The organism is Paraburkholderia rhizosphaerae (assembly GCF_004366595.1).
GTDB lineage: Bacteria > Pseudomonadota > Gammaproteobacteria > Burkholderiales > Burkholderiaceae > Paraburkholderia > Paraburkholderia rhizosphaerae.
On record NZ_SORE01000014.1, the window covers coordinates 62,866 to 79,266 of the forward strand.

A 16,401-nucleotide genomic window follows, 5' to 3' on the forward strand; every position below is an offset into this window, starting at 1 on the left:
CGAGCGCATCGCGTACTCCCCAAACCCGCTATTGCTTGCCCTGCGCATCGCATTGCCGGTCCGTGCTGTCGTGATCGGTAAGCCGCCCGGCTTCGGGGTGCGCTGAGGCCTCGCCTTGTTCCAGAGGGCACCCGTTGACGGTTTCGGGCGGATCGATAATACGGGCACCCGCCCTCTCGAGCGCTTCCTGGAATTCCGGGGACGCGAGGATGATCGTGCGTGCCGCGCTGCGCAAACGATCGATCGCGTCATCCGGCAACGCCAGCGATGTTGGCAATTGATTCAGATTACCCCGCTCGGATTTGTCAGAGAGCGCGTCGAACGACACATCGACGACATAGATATCGGTATCGGGTGCCTCCACGGCTTGGGCCAACGCTGGGTCCTTGTTATCCGCGAATGCGTCGGAATGGCGAATCTGGCGCAACAATGCCCAGCGCGCCTTGATGTCCTGCAGTAACTCAACTGATTCGGCGGAGAACCGGTCGATCGGCACGCCGACGGCCTGGACCAGCGTCCTGATTCCGCCTGGAGGACGCTCCGACAGGTTCCAGCTGGTCGACGGAGACGACGCCGCGTTCACCACAAAGATAATCAGTCTGCGCACGTTATCGAGCGGCGCAGGTTGCCCGGCTTCGTGCAGTGCCTCGAATGTTCCAATGAAATCCAGCACGCCGCGCAGGCCCAGATTGTCGGCCACGCCGCCATCCACCAGATGCAGGTACGGGTTCTGGGTCGCGTCGACAATTTCACGCAAGTCCTGCAATCGATTCAGAATGCGGCTCGCGGATCGCTGCTTGCGGTCGGTTTTGACAAGCGACAGAATCCACGCGGGTTCCTCGTAACCACACGTGCCGCCATAGTTATTGATCGTAATCGGAGCTAGCACCACCGGCACTGCCGACGATGCCGCGGCCGCCCGCGAAAGCTTGAACGGGCCGAGATCGGCACACATGACATCGAAGTTCTGCTGGAGAAAGACGATTCGCGATCCCGTCGTCAGCTCTGTTGAGCTGACTGCGATCATCGGACCGCCTGTGCGCTCGAGCTCAGCGAAGGTCGCATCGTTGAACAGGATTTCGTCATAGAGCTGCGCCGCGATCTCGGAGCGGCTCCAGCCCGCTGAGGCCAGCGCGGGCCAGTTCAACGGATTCAGGATCCGGGCGATGAGTTCGCCCTGCACGTTTCGCTTAAGAAAGCGATGCTCGTAGAAGTTAAACAGCTGCTCGCCGTACATCCCATACGCGAGCGCGGTAAAACTGCCGCCGGACACTCCGGTGATCAGGTCGACCTCATCGAGCAAACGGATCTTCTTGCCCGACGTGGTGGTCACTTCAATGCGCTGCAGCGTCTCCAGTGTGCCGTATGAAAATGCGGCCGCGCGCATTCCGCCACCGGAGAAAGCCAGAATGACCATGTCCTGCCTGCCATCCCTGCTTTCATCCAGACGGTCGAATGGGCTAATCTGCTCCGGATTGTATTTTTTGATCGGCGGGTTCACGGGTCGCGTCGCACAGCCGCCGAGCAACAGCAACGGTGTGACGACCAGTATTGCGGAGTGCTTCCATAAACGCGCGGCCATGTCCTCGGCGCCTGTCTGAATTCACCTGCCCAGCGGGCTATTTCGCTTTCGTCGCGCCCAGCGACACGGGCGTATGCGAATCGGCGATATCCACCCAGCCGCCACCCATCGCCTGATACACGCTGATCACCTGGATATAGCGCGACGCCTGCAAGCTGGCGAGGCTGAGCTCAGCGGCGAACAGGTCGTTTTCCGACACCAGCACGTCGAGATAGCCGATCAAACCATCTTCGAACTTGAGCCGCGACAGCCTCGCAAATTCGCGCAACGCATCGACGCGTTGTTGCTGAAAGTCAGTCTGCTCGATGGTCTTCTGTGAGCTGACCAGCGCATTGTCGGTATCGCTAAACGCGCCCAGTATCGTCTGCCGGTAGATCAGTTCGGCCTGGCGCTTTTGCGCCTCGGCCGACTGTACCTGGCCGCCAATCGCTCCCGACGTGAAGATCGGCCCAGTCACGCCGGCCGCGACTGACCAGAGCTGTGCCGGTCCGGAAAGAAAATCGCCGAAGGCCGTGCTGACCGAGCCCAACGCGCCGGTCAGCGAGATGGTTGGATAGTAAAGCGCCCGCGTGGCGCCGACGTTCGCATTGGCTGCGACCAGATTCTGTTCGGCTTGCAGAATATCGGGACGCCGTTCGAGCAAGGTCGAAGGCAGATCCGCCGGAATCACGGGAAGGTCCAGTTCTCTGACCGACTTGCCTCGCGGAATCGACTCCGGGTTGTGCCCCAGCAGGATCGAGATGCCGTTTTCCACGATTGCAATCTGCTGCTCGATCGCCGGTATCGCGGATTGCGCCAGCTTGTACTGGGAGCGCACCTGCGCGAGTTCCGTCTGGGAGACGAGACCGTCCCGGTAGCGCAACTCGAAGATACGTAGTGTTTCGCCAAAATTACGCGCGGTGGCCCGCGCGACTTCGAGTTGCCGGTCAAGTCCGCGCAGCGTGATGTAGCTGGTTGCAACGCCGGTCACGAGAGACAGCACGACGCCTCGCTGGGCCTGCTCGCTGGCGTATACCTGCGCTTGCGCGGCTTCGGTCAGACGTCTTACCCGACCGAACAGATCGATTTGCCAGGAAGCGGACAGCATGCCCTGATAGAGATTGAATACCGGATCGAGCGTCGGCGGCAGCGGTGGCATTCCGACCTCGCTAGCCCGGTTGCGGCTCACGTTAGCCCCATAGTTGATCTGCGGCAGCCCCTGTGAGCGTGTTGCGCGCAGCAAGCCGATGAACTGGTCGACGCGCGCCGCCGCGATGCGCACATCCAGATTCTCGCGCAGCGCGGTCAGGACCAGATCGTTCAACACCGGATCGTCGAACTGCTCCCACCACGCGGTGTTCACGACCTCTTCGGCCTCGGGCATTTCGATTCGCCATGTCGCCGGCACCTCCACCGTGGGGCGGCTGTAATCGGGTCCGACGGCCATGCAGCCGACCAGGCAAACGGTCGCGCAGGCAAGGATCGCAGCAAGCGTCAGCGTTCTCATGACGTACTCCAGGTTCTCAGGCGATCGTGTCAGCCGTGCGCAGGCGGTGCGCTCGCTCGCGCCACACACCTTAGCGCGCGACCGCCAGCAGACCACCGAACAGCAGTGCGGCCAGCAGCAGCGTCAGACAGGACACGGACCATCGCCGCACGAATGCATCCGTGCCCGAGCAGTACTGCGCGGCAACCACGCCGGCGCGCACCACGTGAGGCAGGACATCGCCGACATCCGTCGCTGGCAGGCACAACCGCTTCCTTCTAAATCGATTCCAGCCGATCGCGAGCACCCCGCCGGCCAGTACGGGCCAGAGTGCGGACCACAGCGCCGCCGGCGCCAGCGCCTCAGGTAACGTGCCGACAGGAATATCCAGATACAGCGCCCACGGGACGGCCAGCGACGCCAGCACCATCGCCAGCCATGCACCTGTCAGCGCCGCCGGAGCGCGAGCATGGGAATCCGCTGCTGCGCTCGCGCCCAGACATTGCAGGAAATGCAGCATCAGCACCGTGGTCGCGACTGAAGACGCGACCGCGATCGAACCCGCGAGACTATCGCCCAGCACATCCTTGGCCGCGAATTTGGCCAGTGCGCCGCCGGTAAGCGGCAATCCGCCAAGCCCGAGCGCAATGACAGCGGTGGGCACGCGCACCCGCCGCAACTTTGCGGTCCCCGTCAGCGCGACCACGCCCACAGCCAGAAACAGCGTGCCTTTTACCAGCAGATGATGGGCGGCATAGAACGCGGCGGCCACGACGGTAGAGGGATCGCCAGACGCGAGTCCGATGCCGATCACCGCCATCACGAAACCCATCTGGCTGACACTCGAATACGCCAGCACGATTTTCGGCTGAGCGTGCGTGATACCGATCGCCACACCATAGAACGCGCCGAACAGCCCCAGCGCCGCGAGGGGCATGCCGAAGTCTGGCCACGCGTGACCGAATGGCAGAAAGCGGAGCAACGCGATCACGCTCGCCTTGACCGCTGCGCCGCTGAGCACCGCCGCCGCCGGCGTCGGCGCTGCGCCATAGGCATACGGCATCCAGAAATGCAGCGGCACCAGGCCGGCCTTTATGCCAAGGCCGACAAGCAGCAAAAGCAAGGTGGGATCGCGCCATGGCGACTCCGGCAACGCCGCCGCGGCATCGCGAATCAGCAGACTGCCGCCTGGCGTGGCCTGGGCCAGCAGGACCAGCCCTCCGAGCAGGAAAGCCTCGGCTAGCAGCGCAATGCCAAGATAGAGCGCACCCGCGTACCGTGCATCGGGTCCATCGCCGTCGAGCACCAGCCCGCTCGCGCCGACGCTCAATACCGCCAGCATCAGATAGAAGCCAATCAGATCGGCGACCAGAAACACGCCCATGCTGCCGGTCATGGCCATCAACCAGCAGACGACGAATCCGTCGATACGTCGGCGATCGCGTAGAAAACGGGCGGCAAAAATTCCAGCGAACAGCCACAACAATGCCGCGCTGCCGAGCAACAACGCGCCCGGCGTATCGAGCGCGAAACGTAACGCGAAACGGCTGTTGCCGAGCACCAGGGTTTCGCTCTGACTGGCGCCGGCCGCCGCCAACGCAGGCAACGGAGCGATCGCGAACCACGCAGGCAACCGTCTGCGCAGATGCGCCGACGCACACAGCAGCAACATCAGCAACGGCACGCCGATGGCTGCGGCCATCAGACCTTCGGAGAGAGTCATGGCATCCCCGTCGCCGACATCACGGTGCGGCCGATTTGCGTCACGTCGACCGGCAGCAGCACCGCCAACCCGAGCAGGAACGAGCACATTGCGAGGCCCAGCACGGCGATCTGCCGATAACGGGGCACCTGCGTTTCAGGGATCCAGTCGGGCGCGGCGGGCTCCATCGAGCGCACGACCACCGTGAACACATAGATGCTCGTGAGCAAGCCACCGACGAGTATCACCAGCGCCCACCACCATTGCCCCGCCGCGAGCGCCGCCGATAGCAGCAGCCACTTGGCCAGAAAGCCCCCGGACGGCGGCAAGCCAATCAGCGCGATACCGGCCAGCGCGAAAGCGGTCACCGTCATCGGCAACGCCCGCGCGACTCCACGCAGGTCGGCCAGACGGTCGTGACCCAGCGTGCCGTAGATCAGCCCGGCCGCCAGGAACATCGCCGATTTTGCGGTCGCATGCGATACGGCCTGCAACAGACCACCCGTGACCGCCTGCGCGCTGTCGTGCTGGCCCGCGGCGATCGGAAACATCAGAAACAGATAGCCGATCTGCGCGACCGTCGAGTAAGCGATCAGAAGCTTCAGCCGTATCTGGCGCAGCGCCACCACATTGCCGAAGATAATCGCCGCGGCCCCCAGGCCCGCGAGCAGTTGCGTGAACGAGCCGCTGACGATGGCGGCGAATACATCGAGCCACAACCGCACAATCACGAACCAGGAGCCTTTGACGACGATTGCCGAAAGCAGCGCACTCGCGGCGGCGGGCGCGCCGGCGTGCGCAGGCGGCAGCCACAGGTGCAGCGGAAATAGCGCGGTTTTGGCCAGCATGCCTGCGCTCATCAACGCCACCGCAGCCCAGGCTAGCGGCTGCGCACCGATTCGTTCGGCGAGTAGCGCGATGTCCAGCGTGCCATACGCGCCATAAAGCAGAAATACGCCCAGCAAATAGAGCATCGAACCGATCAGCGCGAACAGCAAATAGCGTAACGCGGCCTGCAACGTTTCAGCCCGGCCATCGAGCGAAACCAGCGGGACACCTGCAAAGGTCAACAGTTCGAGCGCGACGTAAAGCGTAAAGATGTCTCCGCTCACGAACACCAGATTGAGCGATCCCCAAACCGCCAACAGCAACAGCCAGAAAGCGAACGGCGCACGCGCCTCGCCCGTGCCGGCCGGCGTGCCGAAATCGCCATTCGCGTAGAGCGCAACCGCGCCGGTCACCAACGCAACCACCAGCATCATGCAGACCGAGAGTCCGTCCGCGCGAAGCATCACGCCAAGCGGCGGCAACCAGCCGCCGAGCGGGTACCGCAAGGCGTCGCCGGAGTCCAGCAACCGTCGTGCAATCGCCAGCACGACGCCCAGGCCGCAGATGATCGTCACCCACGCCACGCTTTGCGCACGTCGACCGCCGAGCGCGAGGCCGGCCAGCATGCCGGCAAACGGCAACAACACGGCAAGCACTAGCAGCAGACCACCTGGTGTGGCCTGCTGCATGAGCGCGAGCGTGGTCACCGGGCCTCCACATCGGCGCAAGCTTGCGCCGATACGACGTCGCCGTCCGTAGAGAGAGAATTCGAGCCCGTTTCCGCAAACGTGCGCAGCATCAGCCCGACCGCCAGCGCGGATGCAGCGAACGAAACGACAATCGCGGTAATCAGCAGCGCCTGCGGCACCGGATCGCCGGACATGCCGGCGGCCGCGCCGCGGCGCGCGATCACCGCACAGGCGAGAAACACGCCGTTGCCGGTCAGGTTAAACGCAAGGACCTTGCGCAACGGCTGCGGGTTGACGATCAGCCCATATAGGCCAAGACCCACGAGCACCGCGGCGGTCAGGCCGAACAGCTGGGGCACGTTCATGCGCTCACCTCCGGCCGCTGCGGCGGCCCGACCAGCAGAAGCACCAGCGTGACCGCAAGCGAAGGCAGCAGCGCGACTTCGATCACGATGATCCACACTTTCGCCCAACCATCGGGGTACGCGAGGAAGGCGCCCGCGAGCGCGGCGCCAAGCAGCCCGAGCGCGATAAAGATGGCCGGGCCGACAACCAGCACGACACGCAACCAGCGCCAGCTCACCGCGGGCGCATCGCGCAGACCGGACATCATCACGAGCAGCCACATCGCGGCGATCACCGTGGCGCCCTGAAATTTGCCGCCCGGGTGATCGGCGCCGACCCAGAAAATGTAGATGCCGATCACAACGCCGACCGGCGGCAATACGCGCGCGAGATACACGAGGATGTCATTGGGACCGACCGCCTGCGCGAGACCCGGCCTGCCGCCCCAATAGCGGTCCGGCGCGAGCGACCACACGCCGACCACACCGAATAGCAACGCGATCGCTTCGAGCAGCGTATCGATCGCGCGGAACGACAGCAGCACCGCGGTAATCGGGTTACCTACACCTGTCGACTGAATCTGCCGTGATACGTCGGGCGCGAGACTTGGCGCGGGGTCCGGCAAGCTCAGCAGACACGCGGCGATCACACCGGCAACCGCCGACGCGAGCACCGCAGCCGCTACACGCGTCGCGAGGCTGGGTTCCTCAGCCTGCGCTGCCGCTTCGGTTGCATGCAGGCGGGACGCCGCGCGGATCAGCAGCGCACCGGTCAAGCCTGCGCCGATGGCCGCTTCGGTCAATGCGACGTCGACCGCGGCAAGCACCAGCCAGGCCAGCGTGAGCAATAAGCCATAAGGAATGAACCCGGCGACCGCGGCGAAGGTGTCGCGCACGACGATGGTCCAGAGCGCAAGCCCCAATAACAGGATTGCGATGCCGGTGCAGATCGCGAGGATCATCGGCTTTTCTCCTGCCGGCGTGCAGCACGCGCGATGAGTTGCGACACATCGGACGAGGTCAGCAGCACCAGTAGCCACACCACGATCAGCTTGAGCGCGACCAGCGGATGACCGGCTTGCGGCAGCAGCCCCAGCACCACGAGGCCCAGGCCGAGATTATCGGCCTTGGTCAGCGCATGCAGCCGCGTGTACGTATCAGGAAAGCGCAATAGCCCCACTGTACCGGCCACAAAGAAAAAAACTCCGGCAAGCAAGGCGACGGTCGTGTAGATATCAGCCAGGGTTTTCATCTTGTCTCCTCGTCGCGCACTCCGCTTTCTCCTTGCCGGTCCGCTTTGACGAACGCGACCGATGCAAACGCCGCGAGCACGGCAAGCGTCAACGCGACATCGACGACCGCCTCCACGCCGCTCGCGGTGCCCACCAGCAGCAGCGCCGCAATGCCCCCTGTACCGAACAGTTGCGCGGCCATCATGCGGTCGGCGCGCGTCGGACCGCGCAGCACGCTCGATAGCCCGACCGCCACCATCAGCAGCACCAGCGCGCAGATCGTAATCAGCACGTCAACCATTACGTTCTCCACTGATGAACGCGTTGGCGAGGCGCCGCTCTTCGTCAGCCAACTGCTCGCCAATCGGCTGCGACACATCGAGACAGTGGTAGACAAGCCCGTCGTCGGTGTCGTCAACCGGAAGCGAACCCGGCAGCAGACTGGTGACGATCGCGAAACCGTTGCGCGCCATGCCTGGCGGAAAACCGACGCGGTAGACCACGATGCCCGGATTCAATCGCAGCCGCGGGTTCAATGCGCGGCGCGCGACGTCGATTCCCGCGAGCAGAGACTGCGCGAGGAAATGCGGCACGAAGATCAGCAGCGCACCCACGCGCAACTTTCCCGCGGAAGGCGGCAGCAGACGCAGGCTCATCTGCGTCGCGACGAGTGTCGCGATCAGGCCGCAGATGAGATCGGACGGCTTCGCGCTCGGCATCAGGATGATCCAGAGCACCAGAAAACACAGCGCGCGTGCCAGCGCGACACGCCAGTGCGAACGCATATCGATCAGGAATACATGAAGGGATGTCGTGTTCATCGAAGAGTCACGCCTCCTCTATCGAAATTGCGCCGATCGCAACACTGGCGGCCGTCCGCCGGACGCAACCGGCGCAAGCTGCTTACGTCGGCCCGCCGGCCGTATCGGCACGCTGCAACGGCGCTTGGTCTGCATTGGCGAACACCACCATGTACAGCGCCGGCAGAAACACCAGGGTCAACAAGGTTGCCACCAGCAACCCGCCCATGATCGCGAAGGCCATTGCGCCCCAGAACACGGTCGGTGCGATCGGAATCAGGCCGAGCACGGTCGAAATCGAGGTCAGCATCATCGGCCGTATGCGCGACGTGCCTGACGCAACAACCGCTTCCAGCACACCTTTGCCCTCGTCGCGGAAGGTTTCGATCTGCACGATCAGGATCAGGCCGTTCTTCGCGATCATGCCGATCAACGCGAGAATCCCGAGAATGGCGACGAAGCCGAGCGGCCGGTTGAAAACCAGCAGCGCCAGCACCACGCCTATCAGACCCAAAGGCATCACCGAGACCACCATGGCCAGTCGTTTGAAGCTCACCAGCAGCACCATCATGCTCGTCAGCATCAACACGATCATCAGCGGGACGACGGCGAATACCGATGCTTGCGAGGCCGCACTTTCTTCGGACAGGCCGCCGGTCTCAACCCGGTAACCCTTGGGTAGCTTCGCGTTGAACGCCTTGATCTTCGGCTTCAGTTTTGCGACCACCTCGTCGGGCAGCGTGCCGTGCATCACGTCCGCGCGCACCGTGAGCGTCGGTACGCGGTTTCGCCTCCATATCAGCGGCGACTCCTGTTCCTCCGTGAACGTCGCGAACTGGCTGAGCGGAACCATCCGCCCGGCCGGTGTCGGCACCTGTAACGCACTCAACGTCTGCACGGTCACGGGCTGCTCTTCTTCCGCCCGCGCCACCACATTGATCAGGTAGATGTCGTCGCGCACCTGGGTGATCGGCGTGCCGGTAATGATGGTGTTCATGATGCTCGCCAGCGCAGCGGTGCTCACGCCGAGCTGACGTGCCTCATCCTGGTTGATGTGAATCCTGATCTGCCGGGCCGGCTCCATCCAGTCGAAGTTGATGTGGCGCGTTCGCTCGTCGCTCCCCAGGATGCCGGCCAGATCGAGTGAGATCCCGCGCACCTGCGCCGGGTCGGGACCCGACACGCGGTACTGCAATGGCCATCCCACAGGTGGCCCCAGTTCCAGCGGGGACACGCGAGCAACGATGTCGGGAAACTGGTCGCTCAGCACCTTCTCCAGTTTCAATTGCAAGCGATCCCGCGCCTCGAGATTTTTCGCGACCACAATGATCTGGCCGAAAAATGGATTGGGTAACTGAACATTCAGGGTAAGAATAAAGCGAACTGCGCCACGACCCACATAACTGCTAATGTGATCGACATCGGGATCGCTCTTCAGAAAGCCTTCGATCCGCTCGACCTGCGTCTGCGTCGCGTGAATCGACGCGTTCTGCCGCAAGGTCAGATCCACCGTCAGTTCGGGCCGGTCGGAGGCGGGAAAAAACTGCTGCGGGACGAACCTGACCAGCACGAGCGACACCGCGAATGCCGCGAGCGTAACGGCAATCGTCAACCACCTCAGCCGCAGCGCGCCACGCAGGAAGCGGTCATAGGCCATCAGCACCTTGCTGGGTTTCGGCGCTTCCTTGCCGGGCTTGGGCGCTTTCAGGATCGCCTGACCGACCAGCGGCGAGAAAATTACCGCGCCGAACCACGACACGAGCAGCGCAATCGCGACCACCGCAAAGATGGAGAACGTGTACTCGCCTGCCGAACTCTTCGCGAAGCCGATCGGCACGAAACTGGAAATCGATACGAGCGTGCCGATCAGCATCGGCGCGGCCAGTGTCCGGTACGCGAAGGTCGCCGCCTGATGTTTGCTGTCACCGGCGGCGAGCCGGTTGATCATCGCGTCGACGGTCGTCATCGCGTCGTCGACCAGCAGGGTCAACGCGATGATCAGTGCCCCTAGCGACACGCGATGCAGATCGATGTGCACGATGTCCATGATCGCAAACACGATCGCGAGCGTCAGCGGGATCGACAAGGCGACCACCGTCCCCGGCCGGACGCCGAGACTGACGAAGCTGCACACGAGGATGATGATGATGGCCTGCCACAGCGAGGCCATAAAGTCGTTGATCGCCACATCGACGGTATCGGACTGATTGGCGACCAGGAACGGTTCGATGCCGGCCGGCAGGTGCGCGGTAAGGTCGGCCATCTCGGCCTTCAGATTGCGGCCGAGTGCAAGGATGTCACCCGAATCGCGCATCGCGATCGCAAGACCGATGGCCGGCATGCCGTTGACGCGGAACATCGGCTGTGGAGGGTCGGAGAAGCCGCGTCTGACGGTGGCGATGTCGCCTAAGCGCACGATGCGCCCCCCGAGCACCAGGTTGACATTCTCGATGTCGCGTTCGGAACCGAAGGCGCCCGTCACCCTGAAGAACACTCGCTCCTGTCCGGTCTGCAGCACACCGGTCGGCCGGATGACATTCTGCGTTCGCAACGCCGCGACGATGGTCGGGTAGTCCAGACGCAAGCCCGCCAGACGGGTGGTCGAGAACTCGATGTAGATCTGTTCGTCCTGCGCGCCCAACACGTCGATCTTCGAAACATCGGGTACCAGCAGCAGACGGGAGCGAATCGCTTCGACGCGATCGCGTAACTCGCGCATGTTGAAACCGTCGGCCGTGAACCCGTAGATGATGCCGTAGGTGTCGCCGAAGTCATCGTTAAAGAACGGTCCGACCGTACCGGCCGGCAGCGTGAGCCGCATATCTCCGACGTTCTTGCGAACCTGATACCAGACGTCCTGGACTTCCGAAGGCCGCGTGGATTGCAGCAGATCGACAAAGATGGTCGTCTGACCCGCCGTCGTGTAGCTGCGTATCCGGTCGAGGTGCCGGGTCTCCTGCAAGGTGCGCTCGAGCCGCTCGGTCACCTGGGAAAGCGTGTCGTCGATCGTGGCGCCTGGCCATACCGCGGACACCACCATCGTGCGGAATGTAAAGACCGGATCTTCGGCACGTCCCAACCCGAGAAATGACAGGGTTCCCGCGACGAGCGCCGCGATCATCAGGAACACCACCAGAGGGCGCTTCGAAAGTGCCCACTCGGAAAGGTTGGGGCCGATCACCTGGGTGCCTCGGCCCAGTTGACTTGTTGTCCTGGCCGCAATGCCTGGACGCCCGCAGTCACGACCACGTCGCCCGGCGACAGGCCTCGCGATACCTGAACGCGGCTCTCGCCATACGCCTCGAGCTCGATGTCATGCAACGAAACCGTTCCCGCCTTTGTGTCCACCACCCAGACGGCCGGTTTGCCACCGCGCTGAATCAGCGCACTTGACGGAATTTCGATGGCCGGCGCGCTCTGCAGCTCAAGGTTGCCGACCACCGTGCTGCCCAGACGCATGGCGGCCGGTGGATTGGGCAATCGAACCCTGACCGCGAACGTTCCAGTAACGGGATCGGCGCGGGGCGATACTTCGCGTACCCTGCCGACCGTGGTCACCTGTGGGTTGCTGGCGAGCGCAACGACGATATCCGGATTGCCGGGTGCGGCGTCCTTGATCGCCGCCGGCACGTCGAACACGGCATCCATCGCGCCTTCGCGAGCGATCTGCACGATCATGCGGCCGGCCGCGACGACTTCACCCTGCTCCGCACCGCGCGCGGTCACCACGCCGGCGACATCCGAAACCAGATTCGTATAGCTCAACCGGTTCTGTGCGATGTTGACCAGCGAACGGGCCGAATCGACCTGCGACTGGGTGATTTTTGACATCGCTTCAGATTGCTCGAAAGAAGCGCGCGACACCGCATGTTCCGCAAGCAGATCGCGCATCCGGTTGAACATGGAGCGCGCTTCGAGGGCCTGAGCCTCGGCGGCGGCCAGCTGTGCCCGAGCCGACTGCAGATTGCTTTGCTCGTTCATCGGGTCAAGTCGCGCGAGAACCTGGCCCGACCTGATCCGGTCTCCGACATCGACGCTCCGGGAGATCATTCTTCCGTCGATACGGAACGATTGATTGATCTCGGCCTGTGCCTGCAAGGTCCCGGTCAACGCGATGCGGGTTCCCGCCGCCTGTTTTTCGATCGTGACCACGCGCACCGGACGAACCTCCGCTACCGGCGCCTCTTCACCTTTACGGCACCCCGCGAGCAGGGTGCCCGCCGCCAATACACACAGCGTCACGGTCAAAGGCAGGCAAACCACTCGCGCCGTTGCATGGTTAGCAAACACTGGTGTATTCCTCTGCATCGCTGAACCGGCTGCCGGTGCCCATCCTGATCTCACTTCGCGCCCCGCAGCAGCCACCGGGAGGCACACGGGTGCTCCATCCACCCGCGCAACGACGACTGAAGTGTTAGAGCTCGACCGGATCGCGAATGATCGGACAGGTCATGCAATGACCGCCACCGCGCCCACGCCCCAGCTCCGCACCGACGATCGTCACAACCTCGATACCCGCCTTGCGCAGCAGCGTGTTCGTATAGGTGTTGCGGTCATACGCGAACACCACGCCCGGCGATGTACAGACCAGATTCGCGCCACTGTCCCATTGCGTACGCTCGCGCTGGTAGTCGCTGCCGCCCGCTTCGACAACACGCATTTTCTTGATCCTGAGCGCATCGCTTACCACGTCGACAAAGGGCTTTTTCTCCTGGTGCAGTTCCAGGCCGGCAGGATGGTCGCTTGGCCGATAGGTGAAGGTCCGGGTCCGCGCGAGGAAATCCGGCGCGATCAGCACGCAATCGCGGTCGGCGAACGTGAACACCGTATCGAGGTGCATCGCAGCGCGAATTTTCGGCATCGCGGCGACGATCACCTGCTCGGCCGCGTCGCGCTGAAACAGCGTAGCGGCGAGCTGGCTGATCGCCTGGCGCGAGGTGCGCTCGCTCATGCCGATCAGCACCGTCTTGTTGCCGATCGGCATTACGTCGCCGCCTTCGAGCGTGGCGAGCCCATGGTCCTGGGTCGGGTCGCCCCACCAGACGTTGACCTTCCCGGCAAAATCCGGATGAAACCGGTAGATCGCCGTGGTGAGAATCGTCTCTTCATGACGAGCGGGCCAGTACAGCGCATTGAGCGTGACGCCGCCGTAAATCCAGCAGGTGGTGTCGCGCGTGTACAACGTGTTCGGCAACGGCGGCAGCAGATATTCGGTGGACCCGGCCGCTTCGCGCACGACCTTCAATGCCGCGCCGCCATGCGCTTCCGGGAAGTCGTGGATCGAGAGCCCGCCAAGCAAGGTCTCGGCGAGCTTGCGATTGTCGAGCCCTTCCAGATAGCTCCGCAATTCATCGATAAAACCTAAACCGACCTGGTTCGGGACGACCTGATTATCGAGAATCCATTTCTTGCCTTCGGGAACGGCGACCGTTTCGGCGAGCAGGTTATGCATCTCGACCACATCGACGCCGCGGTCGCGCATCTTGGTCACAAAGTCGAAATGGTCGCGCTTCGCGTTATCGACCCACAGCACGTCGTCGAACAGCAACTCGTCACAATTGCTGGGTGTCAGGCGGGAATGCGCGAGTCCGGGCGCACAGACCATGACCTTGCGAAGCTGGCCGACTTCCGAATACACCCCATAGGGGCTTTCGTCTTTCGCATTGCTCTTCGCACCGCTCTTTACCTTGGACATATCGATCTCCGCTCGTTCTGATCAGATTGTCATGAGGCCCGTAGCCAGCGCGACGATGCCCACGATCGCCGCTACGGCCGCCACGATGAAAATCACCCAGTCACGCACGCCTTCGAAGACTTTTAGCTTGCGCTCGCGTCGCGCGATGAAATACAGCACCGTACCGGGTGCGTAAAGAATCGCCGACAGCAGAATAAATTTCAGGCCGCCTGCGACGATCATGAATAAGGTATAGATGACGGCGATCGCAGCGATCGCGAGATCGCGCCTGCGTTCTTCGGGCCGCACCTCGTAGCTCTCGCCGCGGCTCGAGACAATCCACCCGTAAGCCGCGACGAACAGATAGGGAATGAGCGACATCGAACTCGTGAGATTGAGCATCAGCGCAAACGCATCGCGCGAGAAATACGTGCTCGCCACCAGGAACTGCACGACGATGTTGGTGATCCAGAGCGCATTGGCCGGTACGTTGTTCGCGTTTTCCCTCGCAAAGAGGGCCGGCATATCCTGGTTGCGCGCTGCCGCGAACATCACCTCCGCGCAGATGAGCGACCAGGCCAGATATGCGCCGAGCACCGACACGATCAGGCCGATGCTCACAAAGATTCCGCCCCACGGTCCTACCACGCTTTCGAGCACGGCAGCCATGGACGGCTGCCGCATGCCCGCGATATCCTCGCGCGGCAGCACGGCGAACGGCAGCATCGAAACCAGCACCATCAGCGCGGTCACGCCGACGAAGCCCATGATCGTCGCGCGCCCCACGTCCGAGCGCTCCTTCGCATATCGCGAATACACGCTCGCGCCTTCAATGCCGATAAACACGAACACCGTCACCAGCATCGTCGCGCGAATCTGCTGCAGAAGGTTACCCTCCGCTGCCGCGGACTCGATATTCAGGCGGAAGGTGCCGTACTTGACAACGAAGATCAGGATGACGATGAACACCAGAATCGGGATGACTTTGGCGAACGTCACGACCGTGTTGATGAATGCGGCCTGCTTGACGCCACGAAGAATGAGGAAGTGAAAGAGCCAGATGCCGACCGACGCCACCACGATCGCCACCACGGTATTGCCGTCGCCGAACACCGGAAAGAAAGCCCCGAGCGTGGACTTGATCAGCACCCAGTACGAAACGTTGCCGATGCAACTGCCTATCCAGTAGCCGAACGCCGACAGGAAGCCGGGGTAATCGCCGAAGCCCTCCTTCGCGTAGACGAAAACGCCGGCGTCGAGCTTCGGTTTGCGCTCGGCCAGTGCCTGAAACACACGTGCGAGCGTGTACATGCCGATGCCCGCCACGAGCCACGCAATGACCGCGCCGACCGGACCGGTTGCATTAGCAAATGTCTGCGGGAGAGAAAATATCCCGGCACCCACCATGCCGCCGACCACCATCGCCGTCAACTGCAGGCGACTCATCCTCTGCTCGGTATCGGTCATCGGTTTCCTCGCTTCGACTTGAACTTCGCGTTATCGAGAGACCAACCACACTGAGTCGCGCATCGCGAACTGTCACCTCCAAGCGACGCGTCGGGTCCGAGCAGCACGCGGACCGGCTTGCACAAAAAATCTATAAAGCGACTTTTGGCATTGTTGACAATATTCTGGTGAGGTCACGACCCACTCGGTCATGGCCGAAGACAGGTTTGATGAATTGGCGTGAACTCGCTATCGCGTTCGTGTTACGAAGGCGTGGTTTGTGACACGAGTGCCACCGATCCGCATGCAGCACCGGGCATGATCTTGCTGATTGCCGGCCAGCGTGGATATGCCTCCTTCGTCCATTTTTTTCATCAAGGCTACTGGACGGTAGTTTTCGATCCTTGCCTATAGGCAAGTTTTAGGACAGCAACCGTCTGAGATCAATGGCTTATCCAGGTTTTTCAGCCAGCATCGGAAACGCATCACGATGTCAGATCGTTCGCCGGGCGCGACAAAACCGTTATTTTCGGCGTTCCCAGATGCAGGGAAAATGCACATTTGATGAACCGTTTCGCTGTGGAGCTTACTGCGCACCATTAGTGCGTTGATGTTCTGTCCGACAAATACCGTCGCTTC

General features: G+C 62.6%; 13 protein-coding genes. All 13 read right to left on the minus strand.

Annotated elements, in window-relative coordinates; genetic code table 11:
* Positions 1 to 28: 28 nt before the first annotated feature.
* Positions 29 to 1,582 carry a patatin-like phospholipase family protein gene (locus tag BX592_RS19150; protein ID WP_134193383.1) on the minus strand — a complete coding sequence of 518 codons (1,554 nt, stop codon included), beginning with the start codon at positions 1,580 to 1,582 and terminating at the stop codon, positions 29 to 31.
* A gap of 37 nt (positions 1,583 to 1,619) precedes the next feature.
* Positions 1,620 to 3,068 carry an efflux transporter outer membrane subunit gene (locus BX592_RS19155; RefSeq protein WP_134193384.1) on the minus strand — a complete coding sequence of 483 codons (1,449 nt, stop codon included), beginning with the start codon at positions 3,066 to 3,068 and terminating at the stop codon, positions 1,620 to 1,622.
* Positions 3,069 to 3,138: 70 nt separating this feature from the next.
* Positions 3,139 to 4,770, minus strand: a complete 1,632-nt coding sequence (locus BX592_RS19160; RefSeq protein WP_134193386.1) for a complex I subunit 5 family protein — start codon at positions 4,768 to 4,770, stop codon at positions 3,139 to 3,141.
* Positions 4,767 to 6,284 (minus strand): complex I subunit 5 family protein, encoded by a 1,518-nt coding sequence (locus BX592_RS19165; protein WP_208327923.1) that lies wholly within the window; start codon positions 6,282 to 6,284, stop codon positions 4,767 to 4,769. Before BX592_RS19165 ends, BX592_RS19160 begins: the two co-directional genes overlap by 4 nt.
* Positions 6,281 to 6,631, minus strand: coding sequence for a sodium:proton antiporter (locus BX592_RS19170; protein WP_134193388.1), 351 nt, complete (start codon positions 6,629 to 6,631; stop codon positions 6,281 to 6,283). The genes BX592_RS19165 and BX592_RS19170 overlap by 4 nt, the downstream gene beginning before the upstream one ends.
* Entirely contained in the window at positions 6,628 to 7,572 is a 945-nt protein-coding gene (locus BX592_RS19175) for a hydrogenase subunit MbhD domain-containing protein (RefSeq protein ID WP_134193390.1), read from the minus strand. The genes BX592_RS19170 and BX592_RS19175 overlap by 4 nt, the downstream gene beginning before the upstream one ends.
* Positions 7,569 to 7,862, minus strand: a complete 294-nt coding sequence (mnhG, locus tag BX592_RS19180; protein WP_134193392.1) for a monovalent cation/H(+) antiporter subunit G — start codon at positions 7,860 to 7,862, stop codon at positions 7,569 to 7,571. The genes BX592_RS19175 and mnhG overlap by 4 nt, the downstream gene beginning before the upstream one ends.
* The gene (locus tag BX592_RS19185; RefSeq protein ID WP_134193394.1) at positions 7,859 to 8,143 is read right to left on the minus strand and encodes an MrpF/PhaF family protein; all 285 of its coding nucleotides are present in this window, start codon (positions 8,141 to 8,143) and stop codon (positions 7,859 to 7,861) included. Before BX592_RS19185 ends, mnhG begins: the two co-directional genes overlap by 4 nt.
* A complete protein-coding gene (locus BX592_RS19190) occupies positions 8,136 to 8,663 on the minus strand; it encodes a Na+/H+ antiporter subunit E (protein ID WP_134193396.1) in 528 nt (175 codons plus the stop codon). The genes BX592_RS19185 and BX592_RS19190 overlap by 8 nt, the downstream gene beginning before the upstream one ends.
* Before the next feature lie 82 nt (positions 8,664 to 8,745).
* The gene (locus BX592_RS19195) at positions 8,746 to 11,823 is read right to left on the minus strand and encodes an efflux RND transporter permease subunit (protein WP_134193399.1); all 3,078 of its coding nucleotides are present in this window, start codon (positions 11,821 to 11,823) and stop codon (positions 8,746 to 8,748) included.
* Positions 11,820 to 12,884 (minus strand): efflux RND transporter periplasmic adaptor subunit, encoded by a 1,065-nt coding sequence (locus BX592_RS19200; protein WP_243849629.1) that lies wholly within the window; start codon positions 12,882 to 12,884, stop codon positions 11,820 to 11,822. Before BX592_RS19200 ends, BX592_RS19195 begins: the two co-directional genes overlap by 4 nt.
* A 172-nt stretch (positions 12,885 to 13,056) precedes the next feature.
* Positions 13,057 to 14,337, minus strand: coding sequence for an arginine deiminase (locus tag BX592_RS19205; protein WP_134193401.1), 1,281 nt, complete (start codon positions 14,335 to 14,337; stop codon positions 13,057 to 13,059).
* A 21-nt stretch (positions 14,338 to 14,358) separates the two neighbouring features.
* Complete coding sequence (locus tag BX592_RS19210; protein ID WP_134193403.1) at positions 14,359 to 15,783, minus strand: basic amino acid/polyamine antiporter; 1,425 nt, start codon at positions 15,781 to 15,783, stop codon at positions 14,359 to 14,361.
* Positions 15,784 to 16,401 lie beyond the last annotated feature (618 nt).

Coding starts and splice junctions, on each gene's coding strand:
- BX592_RS19150 (WP_134193383.1), bottom strand. CDS start 1,582: ATGGCCGCGCGTTTATGGAAGCACTCCGCAATACTGGTCGTCACACCG.
- BX592_RS19155 (WP_134193384.1), bottom strand. CDS start 3,068: ATGAGAACGCTGACGCTTGCTGCGATCCTTGCCTGCGCGACCGTTTGC.
- BX592_RS19160 (WP_134193386.1), bottom strand. CDS start 4,770: ATGACTCTCTCCGAAGGTCTGATGGCCGCAGCCATCGGCGTGCCGTTG.
- BX592_RS19170 (WP_134193388.1), bottom strand. CDS start 6,631: ATGAACGTGCCCCAGCTGTTCGGCCTGACCGCCGCGGTGCTCGTGGGT.
- BX592_RS19175 (WP_134193390.1), bottom strand. CDS start 7,572: ATGATCCTCGCGATCTGCACCGGCATCGCAATCCTGTTATTGGGGCTT.
- mnhG (WP_134193392.1), bottom strand. CDS start 7,862: ATGAAAACCCTGGCTGATATCTACACGACCGTCGCCTTGCTTGCCGGA.
- BX592_RS19185 (WP_134193394.1), bottom strand. CDS start 8,143: ATGGTTGACGTGCTGATTACGATCTGCGCGCTGGTGCTGCTGATGGTG.
- BX592_RS19190 (WP_134193396.1), bottom strand. CDS start 8,663: ATGAACACGACATCCCTTCATGTATTCCTGATCGATATGCGTTCGCAC.
- BX592_RS19205 (WP_134193401.1), bottom strand. CDS start 14,337: ATGTCCAAGGTAAAGAGCGGTGCGAAGAGCAATGCGAAAGACGAAAGC.
- BX592_RS19210 (WP_134193403.1), bottom strand. CDS start 15,783: ATGACCGATACCGAGCAGAGGATGAGTCGCCTGCAGTTGACGGCGATG.